Raw genomic sequence first — 18,362 nt, 5'->3', positions numbered from 1 at the left:
ATCCTCACTAATTTGCTCGTACTTCTGTTCCTTTAATCTCCATTTTGTCTTCCATCTTGATTGAATTGTCTTTACAAGTCATCTCAATTTTCTCAGTCGCATTAATCATTATTTGTTTTGCATTGATGACGACTTTCTCTGCTGCTTGTAAGTTAATATTTTTATCACTTATTATTGAAATTCCATTATCATCCATCAGTGAAATCATTAACCCTCCACCAGATATGACAATCCGATCAGGTGCAAGTAGAATTTGTTTACCATGCTTGGTTCTGAGTGTTTTTACATCTGGATCGGCCATCCGCGCTGGATCTTGGCGACCATCCTCCGATGGTGCAGCACTTGATTGACCGCCGGCACCTTGACTGGCTGGATTACTTTTTGCTAACATCGCACCAGATTGTGGAGGCGCTTTTGATACAGAACTAATCGCAATCCCTGCATCCTCACGATTGCTTGGGAAGTAGATTCTAACATTATCAGATAACTCTGGCATAAAATACCATCCCGTATTATCTTCTGATGCATAGATCGTTGAATATGGAAACCAATAGGCCGTATCCTTTTCTTGACCCTCATCGAAATCGACATGAATGCGAATTTTGTCACCTGCAACATCAATTACTTTTCCTTGAATGGAAGCACCAATAATGGCTTGATTATAAGTAGTGTGGACACTGAAACCGTTCTGAGGTGTTAATGTATAGATATGCTTGAATAAACCATCTTTTAGCGTCGAGAAGATTTTATAGACATACAATTTTTTTGATTGGAAAGTAACTTCATTGCCTATTTTGAATAGTTGAATCGATTCTACTTCATAGTACATGTAGTCACTATCGGTAATACTGTCGAGGTGATTTTTACTGGAGACAAGGAAGTTGCCAATCGCTTTTTTGACTCGATAATTAATGGCATCCATTTTCTGCTTGTTCCCAGCTTGAAATGGTACACCGAAGTAAAACTTTGCAGCCGAGTGAACAGTGTCTGGCACCAAGCCTGTATGAAATCGTGATGCCATTCGTTTAAGAAACTCCCAATCTGTCTCTAAATATTGCATCGTGAAGCTACCAAGACTAGCGCCATTTGTGACATAATCCATGAAATCTGCACCTTTTTGATCGGCAATACATACATCTATTAATTCACTATAGGGCATACTCGCATTTTGATAGGTTTGGTTTTTCTTCTTAACATCTAACACATACGTATGCGAAACGGCTTTAACCTCCAAATAATATGTGCCCATAACTAATTTCACTTGCACATCTAACGCTAGCCCATTAAAAATAGGAATAGTTTGTCCATCACTGCCGATTTGCGATACTTCAATAGCCGTTTCTGCATCTGTCATATAAACATAAGAATCTTCGAGCTCATCTGGAATCACACCCGTTAAATGCAATGTAGCATGCTCATTCATTTGTTGAGTAATTTCGATTTGATTGACGCGAATATTATAGGGCATCACAATCATATCTTTATACGTTAAGGCTGTTTCCTTTTTCATCCGATCCATCAAACAACACCTTCTCCATCTAATAATTTGTTTTCAACCGAGATAGATTCCATCATGCCGTAAGCAATGGGTTTCCAAATATTCATCTCTTTCTGCAAACAATTAATCGAGCTCATCGTCACATTCTCGCCTACCCTAAACAAAAACATTAAATTATAAATCTTGTTATCTAGTGCTGGCATGATGAAATCAAAGTAACCAATTTGTACACCGTTAACTTCATTCATGTCGATATCCAACATTTTTGCAGTTGGTTGCGTTTTTTGAAGGATATTCATCATGGTCTGTGTGAAATCTTCCAATTCTTCTGCTTTTATCTGTTGTTCCATGATTTTCATCGTGACGTTGATTGACGTACTTTCACTTGTATAGATATAATCTGGTCTACGACTTGATGGATATTTAATATCCATTAATTCAGGTTCCATCACGTCAAATGTTGCAGGAATGCACATCCGGATTTGATCCTCATAAAAACTAATATCTGTAAACTCAATCGTTTCATCTTCGATCATTAGCTGACCATCTTTAATCGCTTTACCAATATCAGTATGTAATAATTGTTTTTCGATGTTCTCCATTCGTTTCTTTTGCCTTGCATGTTTCGTCATTTCGATAACTTCTTCATCCATGAAATCCATTTGTTCACGCTCCTTTATTTCGATTCATTTCTATCTATTCGCTCTATCTCACAACCTAGTATTTTCTTGCTTCCCTAGCTTTGTCATCGCTCACTCGTCAGCAATTAATTGATGCTTTTTGTCATTATTTTATTTTTGTAATAATATCCCAAATCTGATTACATATATGGTAATCACATCATTAATTGGTTATTTTTATCTGTAAATATGCTAATAAACCATAGATAAAAAGTCAACATCAATCTTTAATATTAATCAGAATAGACAAAAAGTATCCCTGAAGGTCGGAGAAATAAGAATTTTAGTAGTTAGATATACAGTGCGGTAGAAGGATAAAGTGAAACTTTTTCAGTGGGGGGTATATTAATTTTACGGTCAAGTTAATGCAGGATAATGTGAAACTTTGATCAGTTCCTTGCTTCGTTGAATTTTGGGTAGGAGTCTTACTGCCCATTAATATGGAATAATGTAGAACTTTAGTCAATTAGGGTTTTCTTCATTCCCACTGATTATTAGTCTTCACCAATCGGGCAGTTAATGCGGGATAAAATCAGAGGACGGTAAATAACTAAGCCAATTACAAAAGAAAATGGCACGGAAGATATTTCCGTACCATCAAAAAACCAAAGCAACCGCTTCTTTAAGCTAATATTAAATTCAATAACCATTACAGCTCATCATGTTTTAAAGTTCTGCTACTCGAATTAAAAGGCTTTCATTACTTTCAGCCTTTTAAACTTAGCTTTGCTACACACTCGACATGTGCAGAGTGTATGTGGCAACATATGTGGTGCTGTTGGATTCAATACCGCATTCATTCCTGCCAATTTACTGCTTAATAGGCTCTAGCTTTTTTGCGGTTACATCATTCTACGGTCCATCATCAATCAACATTGTTTGATTCAAAGTTATTGAGCAATGCACGCACTTCATCAGTTGATTTTGTGTTCATCAATTGATTTCTTAATTCACCAGCTCCACGGTATCCTTTAACATAAATTTTGAAAAAGCGATGAAGCCCTGTGATTGTACGTGGTAGTGCTTCCGCATATTGATCTTGAAGATCAAGCTGCAGTCTTAAAAGATCAAGATACTCTTTACTGCTATGCTCTTTTGGCTCTTTTTCAAAAGCAAAAGGATTTTTAAAAATTCCTCGCCCGATCATAACGCCATCAATACCATATTGTTCAGCAAGCTGCAGCCCAGTTTGACGGTCAGGAATGTCTCCATTGATTGTTAGTAGCGTATTTGGTGCTATTTCATCACGTAATTTTTTAATGTCCGGGATTAGCTCCCAATGCGCATCTACCTGACTCATTTCCTTTTTTGTACGTAAATGAACAGTAAGGTTCGCAATATCCTGTTTTAAAATATGTGTTAGCCACTCTTTCCACTCTTCGACGTCCTTATAGCCAAGTCGAGTTTTTACACTGACAGGTAGCCCTCCCGCTTTAGCTGCTTGAATAAGCTCTGCCGCAACGTCTGGACGCAGAATAAGGCCACTACCCTTCCCTCTTGATGCCACATTCGGTACAGGGCAGCCCATATTAATATCGATGCCTTTAAATCCCATATCCGCCATACCAATACTCATTTGACGGAAAAATTCGGGATTATCCCCCCAAATATGTGCCACCATTGGCTGTTCATCTTCTGTAAAAATCAAACGGCCACGCACACTTTTCATGCCCTCTGGATGACAATAGCTATCCGAGTTTGTAAACTCTGTGAAAAATACATCCGGTCGACCGGCTTCACTTACTACGTGACGAAAAACTACATCTGTCACATCTTCCATTGGTGCAAGTACAAAAAATGGTCGTGGTAAATCACGCCAAAAATTATCTATCATTTCAAACTCAAATCCTCTCACTATGGATACAACTTCAAACTTTCGGTCAAAAGACATAAAGCCAAATGTTCCACTTCTTTTACACTTATATCATGCTTAATAACTTATTATCAAACACAAATACATTTGGACATTTATGAAAAAACTATTGTGAAAATCGGTACTGTTTATTTTAACGAAAATCGGTCCTGAATGGTATTTTTATAAACAAAAAAGCAAATGGTATAGATTTTTTCTATATCAACTGCTTTTCTATTAGTCCAACTCCAACCATGCGACAGCTTCACAATGTGCGGAGTGTATGTGGCAACACATGGGTGTTGGTGAAAGAACGAATTCCTTTAATAAGAATTCGTTCTTGATAAATGATTATATTAACTCCACACGTTTATTAGCAAACAGAGCCAGGCACTGTTCAGCATTAGTGATAGATAGGAAAATATGTCAGTCCGCTGTCATTCTTAATGACCTTTGGGCTATCGTCTAAATACGCATTAATGCGCCATTAGGCTTTGCTAAATCTTGAACTGTTATCTGGTTCATTTTACAAAAATGTTTAAAAAATTGTTGTGCCAGCTCTCGTTCCTCTGGGTTACTTCTCAACGAAACTATATCAAGTAAAATTTGAGCCATCCATAAATTATTAAAATAACGGTATTTACCTGTATTCCATGTCATTTTGTCGGGGGATTTTTCATTTACATAATATTTCCATAAAAGTAGCTGATCCGATTCCTGTTCTGTAAGTTGGAGTCTGTATTTTGAATGAGCAGGGATAATTCCATCTTCACAAAGCTTACCGATAAAATCTTCATTCACCATATAGACACCTAAGATACGTCTGTCTTTTTCAGGCATGCCGGAATCTATTGCTGTTAACAGGACAGCGCTATTTTGGTGCAAGCGGGTTGGTTTGTTTGGCCTCCCCTTGTTATTACCACTTTTTATTGTGCCTGAAAAAACCTTCCACTCTGAAAAAGAACTATTCTGTTCTTCTGTATCACACCTAAAAACCATTTGTGATTCTGGATGAAGTTTATGATGTTTCATAAGTTTTTCGTGTTCTAAGCGAAGTTCCTGGTTTTTTCGTTGTAGTTTTTTTTCCTCTTCCTTCTTCCATTCTTCCTCCTTTCGTTTTATTTCTTTTTTTTGTATTATTTTTTCAAGTGAATTAGCATCACTTTTATCATGTAGTGTTAGGTGCTTTCCAAATACATCAGGGAAAACAAACATTTTATTTTCCGATGCGAAATGTATTTCAATACTAGAATCATTATGTTTAACTATACTACCCATGCCAAAACGCTTGTGTGTAACTTTCTTATTGATTAGATTCATTATTCTAGTCCTCCTTATGGAATAAAAACTTGGTTACTATTAGATAGTAAATTAATAATTTTATTCAACTAACTTCCTTTAAAGCTCACATAACTGTTTTAATTTTTTTCTTCGGCTTAAATAAAAAAACGTACCCAAATTCTATCTGCAAAAAAGGACAGCGGAATTCGAAATACGATTTCAAAAAAACAATTGTAAGACTATTATAACATTTTTTAAATAAATTCACAAATTTATTATTGACAACTTATTTTATCATGAGGTAAAATGAAGATTTATTCTCTGGCACCCCTTGAAATAGCTATGAAATAAAGGCCTCCAAAAAGTCACGAAACTTCTGGAAAGCCCCTATAAATAACCACTTGATTACCGGTGATAAGCATAGGAGGGCTTCATGATATAAAATCAATACAAGCAATTCCTTTTCTAGAAAAGAAACGGATGGATTAATCCGTGTACTAATCATATATGCTGAACATGAGACATTTTCCAATTAAGTTCCATATAAAAGACCCCAATTTCGCAAAGGTTATTTGCAAGAAAATCAGGGTCGGGATTGAAATTGTCTATTTTTTCAAGTTATAGTATAGCTTTTAAATTCTCGGAATCGTTTGCGAATTACGTGTGTACTAGGTACATTATGAAAACTCCAAACACGCAACTACTTCACAATGTGTTGAGTACTGAGGATGGTGTATATGAAATAAAGCTGTAATAGACTCACCTTATATAAAATAAATCTATGCTAGTTTTATCTATTAAAGTTTACTCATTTGATAATGCAAATTTTATATGAGCTAAGTGATGCTCTTCGTGCCAAGCTAATTTTGCAACTTTTGTTGAAACTGTTATTTTACCGTTTGTTTGGTGAGTAAAAGCTCGATCTAATTGCTCTTCAGTTAAACTTTGTCCTAAAGATACGATACGCTCATTTATGCCTTCTAACATTTTAATAGAACTTTCTACAGGAAGCTCTGTATCCGGTTGAACAGCCCATTTTTCTTCTTCAAAAGCTGGAACTGTTGGATTGCCATCTGTTAAAGCCAGCTTCAAACGTTGATACATATTCAACTGAGAATCTGCAATGTGATGTACAAGTTGACGAACTGTCCATGCACCTTCACGATAAGTTTTGCTTAATTCCTCATCACTTAAAGAATCAACAGTTTCTCTTAGTCGAATTGTGTATGTTTCGATTTGCTTTAACCATTCTTGAACATTTTCAAATGCTACTTTTTCAGGAACTTGTAATTTTCCAATTGGGTATCTTACATCCATTTTCAAACCCCTTTTCCCTATGCTTTATTTACCATTTTTAGGTATTAACACTTAATATAGCAATCGGCTCAGTTGTTGTAAACATTCAACATAAAAACTACAAATGTTGAATTAGTTTTTACTGGTTTTGTAATATTTCCTCCAAATTTATTCACAAATAAAAACAGGATTTTTGTTGGGGACCCTTCCTTTAAAGAAATTCAAACTTGTAATTCTTTATAAATTTCAACCAAAAAGAGCGAATCCCTTTATTTGGAATTCACTCCTGTTTATTTCTACACTAAAGCCAACCAAGCAACCGCTTCACAATGCGTCGAATGCGGGAACATATCAACGGGTTGAACTTCCTGTGTTTTATAGCCCCCATCTTCTAAAATACGGAGGTCACGTGCTAATGTAGCTGGGTTACAGGACACATAAACAACACGCTGCGGACGTTGTTCTAAAATCGTCTTAAGTAGGGCCTCATCACAGCCTTTACGTGGTGGGTCAACAACTAGTACATCAGCTTCTTTACCTTCCTTATACCAGCGAGGGATAACTTCCTCTGCTGGCCCAGCCTCGAAATACGTATTGGTAAAGCCATTTAATGCTGCGTTGCGTTTTGCATCTTCAATAGCTTGCGGTACAATTTCAACACCCATAACGGCTTTTGCTTTTTGTGCTAGGAATAAGGAGATGGTGCCTATTCCACAGTATGCATCAATTACTCGTTCATCACCCTGTAAGTCAGCGTAGTCTAGTGCTTGTTTGTATAGAACTTCAGTTTGCTCAGGGTTTACTTGATAAAATGAACGCGCTGAAATTTCAAAGCGAACACCGCCAATTGTATCAATAATAACATCCTTGCCCCATAGGTTTACGGTTTCATCACCGAAAATGACGTTCGTTTTGTCACTGTTAATGTTTTGCATAATCGATGTGACATTCGGAACAAGCTTCTTTATTGCCGCAACTGCAGCTTCTTTTTGCGGGAATTTTTTCTTTTTAGTTACGAGAACAACCATGACTTCATCAGTTGCTCGTGCTTTACGAATGACTACATGGCGCAGCATTCCTTCATGTGTTAGCTCATTGTATGGTCGAATATCGACTGCAGCTAATTCCTGTTTCAAGCCTGCAAGTATAGCATCCGCTTCGCCTGTCTGAATCAAGCAACGCTCCATATCCACTATGCTATGTGTTTTCGTTTTGTAGAAACCTGCTATGGCTTGTCCTGCTTCATTTATGGAAAAAGGAATTTGCGCCTTGTTGCGATAATGCCAAGGTTCTTCCATACCCTTTACAGGTAGGACTGGTACATCAATTTTGCCAATGCGCTGCATGACATTTCGCACCATGTTTTCTTTCCACTTTAACTGCCCCTCATAGGACAGGTGCTGTAATTGGCAGCCGCCACATTGGACGAAATAATCACAAGGTGCATCTACACGCTCTGATGAAGGCTTTATGATATCTATGACTTTGGCAAAGCCGTAGTTTTTTAATGTTTTTAGCACATGCACCTCTGTTGTTTCGTGAGGGAGTGCGCCTTGAATAAATAACGGATAGCCATCGACTTTAGCTACGCCATTACCGTCATGCGTTAAGTCTTCTATATAAACTGTGAGTCGATCATTCTTTTTTACGGGTGCTGACATTCGAACATCCTCCATTTCAATCTCCTTATTGTAGCATGCAGTGGCAGATGAAAAAAGAACAAGGCTTGAATTTCTCAGGTATTACCGGAAAGTAAAAGTTGCGAGCGGAGTGTTGACTTGGCTGATAGGAGCGATGCGTGCTCGAGCTGAGCGGTTACCCGGCTTTCAGGGGCGGTGTGGAACTCGAACTGAATGGTAACTCGGCTTTCAGGGGCGGTGTGGAACTCGAACTGAATGGTGGCTCGGCTGAACCGAGTAGTGTGGAACTTGAGCTGAGTAGTATGGAACAGAGCTGAGCGGTAATATGCCTTACCCGAGCGTTCCCCAGCTCGACCTGAGCGATAATACGACTTACCTGAGCGTTCCCCAGCTCGACCTGAGCGATAATACGACTTACCTGAGCGGTAATACGCCTTACCCGAGCGGTACCAACCTCTACCTGAGCTATAATATGCCTTACCCGAGCTGTGGACTTCATTCACATAACTAGAGCTAAAAAAGAGCCGCTATTCGCGGCTCTTTCCTTCGTTTTTGGTTGCATGGTGATCTTTTGGTGCCCACCAAAATGCAATGATAATCCCAATAATGACGACTATAAATGGTGCATAAAAAATGATAAAACTAGTCATTACTAAACCTCCTATGCGTGATTGTCTTCTTTTCCTGTTACATAATTTTTGTTGAACAAGAATAGTTTCAACAATAAATACAAGGATGGAATGAGCAGACATAATCCTAAAACAAACGCGATGATTAATGCGATCGCCATCTGAGTACTTGTAAAGCCATCGTATATCGTTAGATACGGATACAGTAAATATGGATATTGTGCAATACCATAAGCGAAGAATGCTACTGCAAATTGTGCGATTAAAAGACCTACTGCAAGTCCGTAGTTTTTACGCATCCATAATAGCAACACCGTGATGATAAATAGTACCGCTGAAATAGCAAACATCCACCATAAGTTCACCATATGACTATAACTTTCTGGGTTGATGGATTTCATTTCATACATAATCCCCAGTGCACTAATTATCAAAGGTAGTGCCCAAATAAGGGCGTATTTGCGCATTAAATTTGTTGCTTCTTTATCATTTGCTTTATGTGCGTACCACGTCAAAAACACGGCTGATATATACAATACTGCAGCAATGCTCAAGACAACAATACTCCAAGCAAATGTACTTGTGTACAATGTAAAATAATTCAGCACTGGTTGCCCGTTTACAATATCCACATAGCCACCACCTGCAATCGCGAATACGACAGAGAGCGATGCCGGAATGAGTAAACCTGCCACACCATACGTTAGCGTGTAACCGATATGTCCACGTGAACCATATGCCTCAAACGCATAGTACGAGCCTCGAATCGCCAGCAATACGACCGAAATGCTGACTGGTATAAGTAAGATGGTCCCATAGTAAAAGGCTGTTTGCGGGAAAAAACCTACTATCCCTACAAAGAAAAATACTAAAAAGACGTTTGTAACTTCCCACACTGGCGATAAATAGCGTTTAATAATATTTGTTAAAATATGATTTTTCCCGATCAGTAAACTATATGCATTAAAAAAACCTGCGCCAAAATCTATTGATGCTACAATCACATAGCCAAATAGGAATATCCACAACACCGAAATTCCTAGAATCTCTAATGTCATAAGATATCACCGCCTTTTTCAGAATGGCGATCTTCAATTTCACGTTCGATTGGGTTCTTTTTAAACATACGAATTAATACCACAATACTTCCAATTCCTAATACTGCATAAACGCCCGAAAATAACATCAGCATTAAATCTACATGATCGCTTGTAGTAGCGCCCTCTGGTGTACGCATTAATCCATATAAAATCCACGGCTGACGCCCTACCTCAGCGAGCCACCAACCTGCTTCAATTGCAATAATTGACAGTGGACCGCCTGCAACAATAATCCAGCGATACCAGCGAGCATGTATGAATTGCCAACCACGTGCTTTCCCAAACACATAAAGTAACGATACTAACATCATGAACATGCCAATAAAGACCATGATATTGAATAAATAGTGAATATAAAGTGGAGGACGATCCTCTTCTGCAAATTGATCTAAACCGATTACTTCCGCCATTGGATTATTATGCGCTAAAATACTTAATGCATAAGGTACTTTAATGGCATATTTAACTTCTCCATCTTGCATTATTCCTAGTAAAATAAGTGATGCTTTATCTTCCGTTTCAAAATGCCACTCAGCTGCCGCTAATTTTTCTGGTTGATATTCTGCTAAATACTTTCCAGAGAAGTCACCAATAATGGCTGCTGCAATGGAGAAGACTAAACCAACCTTCATAAGTAATAATAATGCTTTTTTATGATATACATGATTCGACCCTTTTAACATACGATAACCTGCAATGGCTGCTAATACAAATGCGGCTGTCATATATGCTGTAACGAGTACATGGGCTACCTTTGTCGGCATCGCTGGGTTCAACATCGCTATTAAAGGTTTTATATTAACAAGCTGCCCATCAACAATGTCAAAGCCCTGGGGTGCATTCATAAACGCATTGACAATCGTTATAAATACTGCGGACATAGAAGCACCCACCGCTACTGGTATTAGTAATAGCATATGTTTTTTTTGACTGTCAAAGCGATCCCAAGTGTATAAGTATATGCCTAAGAAAATAGCTTCAAAGAAAAATGCAAACGTTTCCAAAAATAACGGTAAAGCAATTGTTTGACCTGCTAGTTGCATAAAGTTCGGCCAGAGTAGGGATAATTGCAAGCCAATCGCAGTTCCTGTTACGACTCCTACTGCAACCGTAATTACGAAGCCACGCGCCCACCGTCTCGCCAATAAAATGTAGTGCTCATCATTCTTTTTATATCCAGTCCATTGTGCAATCATAATCATCAGCGGTACACCTACACCTATCGTCGCGTAAATAATATGGAAAGATAGGGTCAGTTCCGTTAATGCTCTACTCCAAAAGACTGCTGATTCATTCACCATTTCTTTGCCCTCCTAACTTCCGAATACTTTTCCAAGTATGGAAAGTAGCATGATAATCGCAACACCAAAACTTAACCACATAAGCTTTTTTTCTTGTGACTTATACAAAGGCAACACTTCCTTTCCCATACCCTCATTTTCCACTATTGCAACGAAAAAAACCTTTATAATGGACCGAAATTTCAGCCTATTATAAAGGTTTCAAATTTTGTTCAAGTAATATACGCACATTCGCCAAACATTTTTCTTATTTCGTTCACAATCCCCAATTTATAGGAAATTAATGATACCTTGCTGTACTTACTCTATAAATAAAAACTAAAATCAGTATTCATCTCACGATAAGGAGAGATGAATACTGATTAAATTAAATTCGGTCTTCCTCGCGAATATCCTCTATTGGTACAAATATTTCAATATGGCGCTTTAAATTTTCAAACGTTGCTGGTGCATCTCCACCATATTCCCCATCTAGGTTTAAATGGACTTCATTTTCTGTAGTCACCTTCACGACACTTGCTTTTTTATAAATCACACGATCATCATTTAAATGTTCGCCTCTTAACGCCATTGCAGCAAGCTGTATAAACTCAGGAAGGCTCACTTTTTTCAATACAAGTAATGTGAAGTAGCCATCATTAATGCTCGCATCAGGTGCTAATTTTTCAAAGCCACCAACAGAATTGGTTAAGCCGCATAAAAACATCATTGCATCTCCATCAAATACCTCACCATCATATTCAATGCGCATATGAGATGCTTTAATAGATGGAATCATTTCAACGGCTTTTACATAATAAGCTAATTGCCCTAGCATTGTTTTCATTTTGCTTGGTACTTCATACGTTAGCTCCGTAATACGCCCTCCAGCAGCAATATTGATGAAATAGCGTTCTCCATTTAATAATCCAACATCGACTGGTAACGTATCGCCTTTAATAATGATTTCTACGGCTTCATCAATATTTCTTGGAATATGCACAGCACGCGCAAAATCATTGGTTGTACCCATTGGAATAAGACCCACTTTCGGTCGCTTTTCAAATGTACTCACACCTGAAACAACTTCATTTAGCGTACCATCTCCACCAACTGCTATGATAATATCAAAGCCGCGTTCTACTGCGTTTTTTGCTGCATATGTTGCATCACCTTCGCATGTTGTTGCGTGACATGATGTTTCATAGCCAGCTACCTCAAGTTTTTCTAATACTTCTGGTAGATGCTTTTTAAACACTTCACGTCCAGATGTAGGATTATAAATGATTCTTGCTCGTTTCATAACATACCTTCCTGCTTCATAAGATTCTATTTTCTCTCAACGAATTAGCTGTTGAAATGTTGCATTGCTTCTACTTGCATTATTGGTTACGGAAACACTTACAGCCAATAGTGTAAGCTTCGTTTAAAGTTACCCCTTATTGCAATAACGCTGTAACCTGTTTCTTGAAATCTTCGTAAACAAATGTCCAAAACGCCTTGTTCGTCATATTTTCTTCGCGAATTTCAGCATATAGCGCTTTTTGAGCTTCCTCAAATGTAGGGTCTTCTTTGTCTGGTAAGCTCGCGCGTTTGTTGACAACATACTCCTGTAATTCTGGAGCACGTGGCCCCCATTTGCCAATAACTTGACCAGCATCGTTTAATAATACATACATTGGAATCGCACGTCCACCATTTGTTAAATAGCGGTCAATTAAATCTGTATCTGCATCACGTAATACCGCACGCATGTCTAATCCTGCCGCCTCAGCTATACGGCGAATAATTGGATTATTTAACATAGCGTCACCGCACCAATCTTCCGTGATTGTTAAAATTTTTGGTTGTTTGTCCTTCAATAGTTCGATAAATCCATCATTAGTTGGCACTTCAAAACCATCATAAATACGGAAGCTATCCTCTTTTAGTGTCTCCATCTTATCCATATATTGTTGTATTGTTAATGCTTCATTGAAATATTGTTGTTCAGTTTTCATGAGTTAATTCCCCCTAATAATTGTAATGTTTCTATTCTATATTTTGCTATGAATACTCTTTTTAGACAACTATTAAGTGCTAATTTTATTAGTATGTACATTTTTTACATATAAAAAGCCAAGAAAGCTATGACACTCTCTTGGCTCATTTTAACAATACGCAATTAACGTTTTGCGATTTCTTGTTGTAATAATTTATTTACCATTGGTGGGTTCGCTTGACCTTTAGTTGCTTTCATTATTTGACCAACTAAGAAACCAATCGCACGATCTTTACCATTTTTAAAGTCTTCGATTGATTGTGCATTGTTATCTAACACTTCTGACACGATAGCTAGTAATGCACCTTCATCAGAAATTTGCACTAAACCTTTTGCTTTAACTATTTCTTGTGCAGAGCCACCGTTTTCTACTAATTCAGCAAAGACTTTTTTACCGATTTTAGAAGAAATCGTGCCATCTGAGATTAATTTCACCATACCTGCAAGGTTTTCTGGTGTTAGAGCTGTATCTTTCAGCTCCTTTTGTTCTGCGTTTAAATAAGCAGAAACATCACCCATTAACCAGTTTGCAGAAAGCTTGGCATCTGCTCCATCCACTATCATTGCTTCAAAGAAGTCTGAGATTTCTTTTGAAATAACAAGAACACCAGCATCATAAGCGGTTAAGCCAAGTTCTGATTCATAGCGTGCTTTACGAGCATCAGGAAGCTCAGGAATTTCTGATTTTACGCGCTCTAACCATTCATCGTCGATTGACAGACGTACTAAGTCTGGTTCTGGGAAGTAACGGTAATCATCTGTTCCTTCTTTAACACGCATAAGAATTGTTTTACCTGTTTTCTCATCAAAGCGGCGAGTTTCTTGCTCAATAACTCCACCTGAAAGAAGTACGTCTGCTTGGCGTAATTCTTCGTGCTCTAAACCACGACGAACAAAGTTAAAGGAATTCAGGTTTTTAAGCTCTGTTTTTGTACCGAACGCTTCTTGGCCGTATGGACGAATTGAAATGTTGGCATCACAACGAAGTGATCCTTCCTCCATACGTACGTCAGAAACGCCTGTATATTGAATGATTGATTTTACTTTTTCAAGATACGCATAGGCTTCATTTGGTGTACGAATGTCTGGTTCAGAAACGATTTCTACAAGTGGTGTACCTTGACGGTTGAAGTCAACTAATGAATGATCACCTGCGTGAGAAAGCTTACCAGCATCTTCTTCCATATGAAGTCGTGTAATACCGATACGTTTTGTGTAACCGTCTACTTCAATATCAACCCAACCATTTTTACCGATTGGCTTATCAAACTGTGAAATTTGGTAAGCTTTCGGATTATCTGGATAGAAGTAGTTTTTACGGTCGAACTTCGTTTCTTGTTCGATTTCCATGTTTAACGCTAGTGCAGCGCGCATTGCATAGTCAACAACATTTTTATTTAACACCGGTAATACCCCAGGGTAACCAAGGTCGATTACAGATGTGTTTGTATTTGGCTCAGCACCAAAATGGTTTGGCGAAGCAGAGAAAATTTTCGATTCAGTTTTCAACTCAACGTGAATTTCTAAACCTATTACTGTTTCAAAGTTCATGTTATTTTCCCTCCCAAATTTGAGGAACTTGTTTATGGAACTCCGTTGCTTGTTCAAAAGCATGAGCTGTACGGTAAATAGTTGCTTCATCGAAGTGTTTACCGATAATTTGTAAGCCTAGAGGTAGACCATTTTCAGAGCCACAAGGGATTGAAATCGCTGGTACACCTGCTAAGTTAATAGGAATTGTTAAAATATCGTTCGCGTACATTGTCATTGGATCATCTACATTTTCACCAATTTTAAATGCTGGTGTAGGTGAAGTTGGTCCAATAATTACGTCAAAATCTTCGAAAACTTTGTCGTAGTCTGCTTTGATCAGTGTACGTGCTTGCTGTGCTTTTTTGTAATAAGCATCGTAAGTACCTGCACTTAGAGAGTAAGTACCAAGCATAATACGACGTTTTACTTCATCACCAAAGCCTTGTGCACGAGTTTCTTTGTAAAGGTCCATTAAGTTTTCAACATTTTCAGCACGGAAGCCGTAACGGATACCGTCAAAACGTGAAAGGTTAGAAGACGCTTCAGAAGAAGATAAGATATAGTAAGCAGCAAGTGCATATTTTGAGTGAGGAAGAGAAACTTCTTCTACTGTTGCACCTAAGCCTTTTAGTACTTCTAATGCATCCAGAACAGATTGACGTGCTGCCTCACCAACACCTTCACCAAGGAATTCCTTCGGCACAGCGATACGTAAGCCTTTTACATCGCCTGTAAGCGCTGCTGCAAAGTTTGGTACTTCGACGTTTGCTGAAGTTGAATCGTTTGCATCTAAACCTGAGATTGCTTCAAGTAAAAGTGCATTGTCTTCAACGTTACGAGTAATTGGCCCAATTTGGTCTAAAGAAGATGCAAATGCCACAAGACCAAAACGAGATACTCGGCCATATGTAGGTTTCATTCCTACAACGCCACAATAAGCAGCTGGTTGACGGATTGAACCACCTGTGTCTGAACCAAGGGAGAATGGCACTTCGCCTGCTGCTACTGCTGCGGCAGATGCACCTGAAGAACCACCTGGTACATGATTTAAGTTCCATGGATTTTTTGTTGTTTTATAAGCTGAGTTTTCGTTTGAAGAACCCATAGCGAATTCGTCCATGTTTAATTTACCGATTGTAATCATACCGGCTTCACGCAATTTTTTAACGACTGTTGCATCATAAATTGGCATGAAACCTTCAAGAATTTTAGAAGCACATGTAGTTTCTAAACCTTCTGTTACGATGTTATCTTTAACACCAATCGGAAGACCAAAAAGTGGTCCACGCTCTTCAAATGGAACCTTGTCCATTTCAGCTGCTTGTGCAGTTGCTTTTTCTTCGTTTGAAGCTAGGAATGCTTGTACATCGCCATCCAGCTTTGCAACACGTTCATATGCTTCTTTTGTTAAGTCAGCGATTGTTAAGTTACCCGCTTTTATGTCAGCTTGTAGCTCCTTTGCTGAACGTTCAAATAACGTCATGAGGAATCCTCCTATGTTTTAGTATTACATGATAGCTGGTACTTTGACTTGACCATCTTCTTGTTCTTTTACGTTTAACATCATCACTTCACGGTCTAAACCTTTTGTTGCCACGTCTTCACGCATTACATTAACTAGTGGTAATACATGTGTTGTTGGTTCAACATTTGTTGTGTCTAGCTCGTTTAATTGCTCTGCGAAGTCTGTGATTTTACCAAGTTGCTCAGCAAATTTTTCTGCCTCTTCTTCAGTTATTGCAAGACGTGCTAAATTTGCAACGTGCTTAACCTCTTCTTTTGTTAATTTCGCCATTTTTCACACCTCCGAATAGTAATCAGATTCATTGTTTTTATTGATAACAATAGGGCTGAATAAAGTTAACCATGCAAATTATCATAACATTTTTCGTATTAAAAATCACAACTTTCACCAAAAATATAGAAACTTTCACTACCGTGACAAAGTGTCGTCTATAGATGTCACAGTCTGTTGGAACTGAAGAAAAAAGTCCCTGTGAAAACAAAACTTTAGCCCCCTCAGGCAACGATTAACTAGATTTGAACATTACCAGATGTAGTTTGGTCGATTCTGTTGTGAAGCTGAGCTTTGGTTGTCTGGAGCCGAGCGTTGCTTGACTCTACCTGAGCGTTGCTGGACTCTACCTGAGCGTTGCTGAACTCTACCCGAGCGTTACTGAACTCTACCTGAGCGTTGCCCAACTTTACCTGAGCGTTACTTCCCTCTACCCGAGCATTGCCAACTTTACCTGAGCGATACTCTCCTGAACCCGAGCTTTGCTTGTCTGGACCCGAAAACATGCTTGCTCATAAAAATATAGCCAGCACAAGGCTGACTATATTTTAGTCATAAATATGGACAAATGGGTCTTTTTCATTAGCTTCTTTCATAATTAACGCCTCTGGGCCATTTATCGATGTAATACTCACTTCTACGTTTATATTACCGAATTGATTGATCAGTACGCCCGTCAAATATTGTGTAAATCCTCTAATTTCAGCTGTGCCAAAAAATTGGATAGGAATTTCTATTTTTAGTTTTTGTATTTTCTTATTTTGATAGAAGCCTGTTCCAATAACACTTGTGTAATTGGCGAAATATTTATCAACGTCTTGCTTAAAATTTTTGAAGTTATTGCTAACATCCCGATAAACATCGAGTGATTCATCTGTTGGGAACATTACATATTCTTCATCAATGGCTTGCCAATCACCTAAATCACTTTGGCCTTCTTTTGCTACACCGTAAGTGAAATAGGCTCCTGGAATAATTTCATTGCGGGCCTGTTGTTTAAACAACCCAACAACAATTGGCACATCCTTTAGCTCATCACGTGAACGCATACGAGAAACAATTTCTGCAGCCATCTTTTTCCCTTGCTCAATAAGTGCTGCTTCTGGAATTGGTTCTTCATAATATTCACCATATTTTTCTTTTTGGTAATAATAAATAGAATTCAGTGCAAGGCCTATGGAAATACCGCCTAGCTTAACTTTATTATCATCGGTTTTAGTTAAATAATTTTGCTCAACAATATGGGCTAAATAAACAGGTGCCTTCGTTGCACGTTCCTCAGCTGTCATTGTATCGGTTGTTGGCGGATTTAAACCGTCTTCTTTTTGTGAACTACGCGCAAGCCAATCTTTTACTGTGCTTTCTGCTAAATATTGACCTTCTTGGAAGTAGTAATTTTCAGTATCAAACTCATTTTGAGAAAGACGCATTAATCCTGTCTCTACTTCCTTCATATCATATTTCGTATAAATATTTGAAATGACTAACCCGCGACTTGCACTTTCTTTATAGGGAATTAGTGTTTTATAAAAAGATTCATCAATTTGTAAGCTTGGAATAATCGTTGTTTCCGCTTTTTCCTGTTGCGTCTCCTGTGTAAGCTCTGTCTCCTTCTTATTAGAAGGCACACAGCCGACTAGCATTGCAGCAGCTACTATTGCTGGAATGAGTCGAAATGACTTCATTATTTTAGTACTCCTTTACTAATTGGCAGATTTTTTGTTCAGTTCCTAATTG

Annotated in this window: 16 protein-coding genes; all 16 read right to left on the bottom strand. The window is 38.1% G+C overall.

Features of this window, described 5'->3' with window-relative positions; translation table 11 throughout:
* Nucleotides 1-7: 7 nt before the first annotated feature.
* The 16 genes from H131_RS00960 to H131_RS00890 all read right to left on the bottom strand — a co-directional run bounded on the left by H131_RS00960 (nucleotide 8) and on the right by H131_RS00890 (nucleotide 18,310).
* Nucleotides 8-1,519: a phage baseplate assembly protein V gene (locus tag H131_RS00960; protein WP_010857167.1), complete on the bottom strand. Its 1,512-nt coding sequence runs from the start codon at nucleotides 1,517-1,519 to the stop codon at nucleotides 8-10.
* The gene (locus H131_RS00955; protein ID WP_010857166.1) at nucleotides 1,519-2,160 is read right to left on the bottom strand and encodes a hypothetical protein; all 642 of its coding nucleotides are present in this window, start codon (nucleotides 2,158-2,160) and stop codon (nucleotides 1,519-1,521) included. The genes H131_RS00960 and H131_RS00955 overlap by 1 nt, the downstream gene beginning before the upstream one ends.
* Nucleotides 2,161-2,672: 512 nt before the next feature.
* The gene (locus tag H131_RS24165) at nucleotides 2,673-2,828 is read right to left on the bottom strand and encodes a hypothetical protein (RefSeq protein WP_155242358.1); all 156 of its coding nucleotides are present in this window, start codon (nucleotides 2,826-2,828) and stop codon (nucleotides 2,673-2,675) included.
* A 215-nt stretch (nucleotides 2,829-3,043) separates the two neighbouring features.
* Nucleotides 3,044-4,012, bottom strand: coding sequence for a tRNA dihydrouridine synthase (locus H131_RS00950; protein ID WP_010857165.1), 969 nt, complete (start codon nucleotides 4,010-4,012; stop codon nucleotides 3,044-3,046).
* Between the two features lie 483 nt (nucleotides 4,013-4,495).
* On the bottom strand, nucleotides 4,496-5,350 hold the full coding sequence (locus H131_RS00945; protein WP_010857164.1) for a hypothetical protein: 855 nt from the start codon (nucleotides 5,348-5,350) through the stop codon (nucleotides 4,496-4,498).
* 765 nt (nucleotides 5,351-6,115) lie between these two features.
* Nucleotides 6,116-6,628, bottom strand: coding sequence for a YfiT family bacillithiol transferase (locus H131_RS00940; protein ID WP_010857163.1), 513 nt, complete (start codon nucleotides 6,626-6,628; stop codon nucleotides 6,116-6,118).
* Between the two features lie 275 nt (nucleotides 6,629-6,903).
* The gene (gene rlmD, locus H131_RS00935; RefSeq protein ID WP_010857162.1) at nucleotides 6,904-8,268 is read right to left on the bottom strand and encodes a 23S rRNA (uracil(1939)-C(5))-methyltransferase RlmD; all 1,365 of its coding nucleotides are present in this window, start codon (nucleotides 8,266-8,268) and stop codon (nucleotides 6,904-6,906) included.
* Nucleotides 8,269-8,774: 506 nt separating this feature from the next.
* The gene (gene cydS / locus H131_RS25785) at nucleotides 8,775-8,897 is read right to left on the bottom strand and encodes a cytochrome bd oxidase small subunit CydS family protein (RefSeq protein ID WP_010857161.1); all 123 of its coding nucleotides are present in this window, start codon (nucleotides 8,895-8,897) and stop codon (nucleotides 8,775-8,777) included.
* 11 nt (nucleotides 8,898-8,908) lie between these two features.
* The gene (locus H131_RS00930; protein WP_010857160.1) at nucleotides 8,909-9,934 is read right to left on the bottom strand and encodes a cytochrome d ubiquinol oxidase subunit II; all 1,026 of its coding nucleotides are present in this window, start codon (nucleotides 9,932-9,934) and stop codon (nucleotides 8,909-8,911) included.
* Nucleotides 9,931-11,277: a cytochrome ubiquinol oxidase subunit I gene (locus H131_RS00925; RefSeq protein WP_010857159.1), complete on the bottom strand. Its 1,347-nt coding sequence runs from the start codon at nucleotides 11,275-11,277 to the stop codon at nucleotides 9,931-9,933. The genes H131_RS00930 and H131_RS00925 overlap by 4 nt, the downstream gene beginning before the upstream one ends.
* Nucleotides 11,278-11,644: 367 nt before the next feature.
* A complete protein-coding gene (locus tag H131_RS00920; protein WP_010857157.1) occupies nucleotides 11,645-12,559 on the bottom strand; it encodes a diacylglycerol kinase in 915 nt (304 codons plus the stop codon).
* Nucleotides 12,560-12,695: 136 nt separating this feature from the next.
* On the bottom strand, nucleotides 12,696-13,256 hold the full coding sequence (locus tag H131_RS00915; protein WP_010857156.1) for a thioredoxin family protein: 561 nt from the start codon (nucleotides 13,254-13,256) through the stop codon (nucleotides 12,696-12,698).
* Nucleotides 13,257-13,420: 164 nt separating this feature from the next.
* The gene (gatB, locus tag H131_RS00910) at nucleotides 13,421-14,848 is read right to left on the bottom strand and encodes an Asp-tRNA(Asn)/Glu-tRNA(Gln) amidotransferase subunit GatB (RefSeq protein ID WP_010857155.1); all 1,428 of its coding nucleotides are present in this window, start codon (nucleotides 14,846-14,848) and stop codon (nucleotides 13,421-13,423) included.
* 1 nt (nucleotide 14,849) lies between these two features.
* On the bottom strand, nucleotides 14,850-16,313 hold the full coding sequence (gatA, locus tag H131_RS00905; RefSeq protein WP_010857154.1) for an Asp-tRNA(Asn)/Glu-tRNA(Gln) amidotransferase subunit GatA: 1,464 nt from the start codon (nucleotides 16,311-16,313) through the stop codon (nucleotides 14,850-14,852).
* 24 nt (nucleotides 16,314-16,337) lie between these two features.
* Nucleotides 16,338-16,625 (bottom strand): Asp-tRNA(Asn)/Glu-tRNA(Gln) amidotransferase subunit GatC, encoded by a 288-nt coding sequence (gene gatC, locus H131_RS00900; RefSeq protein ID WP_010857153.1) that lies wholly within the window; start codon nucleotides 16,623-16,625, stop codon nucleotides 16,338-16,340.
* A gap of 548 nt (nucleotides 16,626-17,173) precedes the next feature.
* On the bottom strand, nucleotides 17,174-18,310 hold the full coding sequence (locus tag H131_RS00890) for a CamS family sex pheromone protein (protein WP_010857151.1): 1,137 nt from the start codon (nucleotides 18,308-18,310) through the stop codon (nucleotides 17,174-17,176).
* Between the last annotated feature and the right edge of the window lie 52 nt (nucleotides 18,311-18,362).

It is taken from the genome of Lysinibacillus sphaericus OT4b.31 (assembly GCF_000392615.1).
Taxonomy (GTDB): domain Bacteria; phylum Bacillota; class Bacilli; order Bacillales_A; family Planococcaceae; genus Lysinibacillus; species Lysinibacillus sphaericus_B.
Note: the sequence above shows the minus strand (reverse complement) of the source record. Positions and strands in the feature narration are given on the sequence as shown.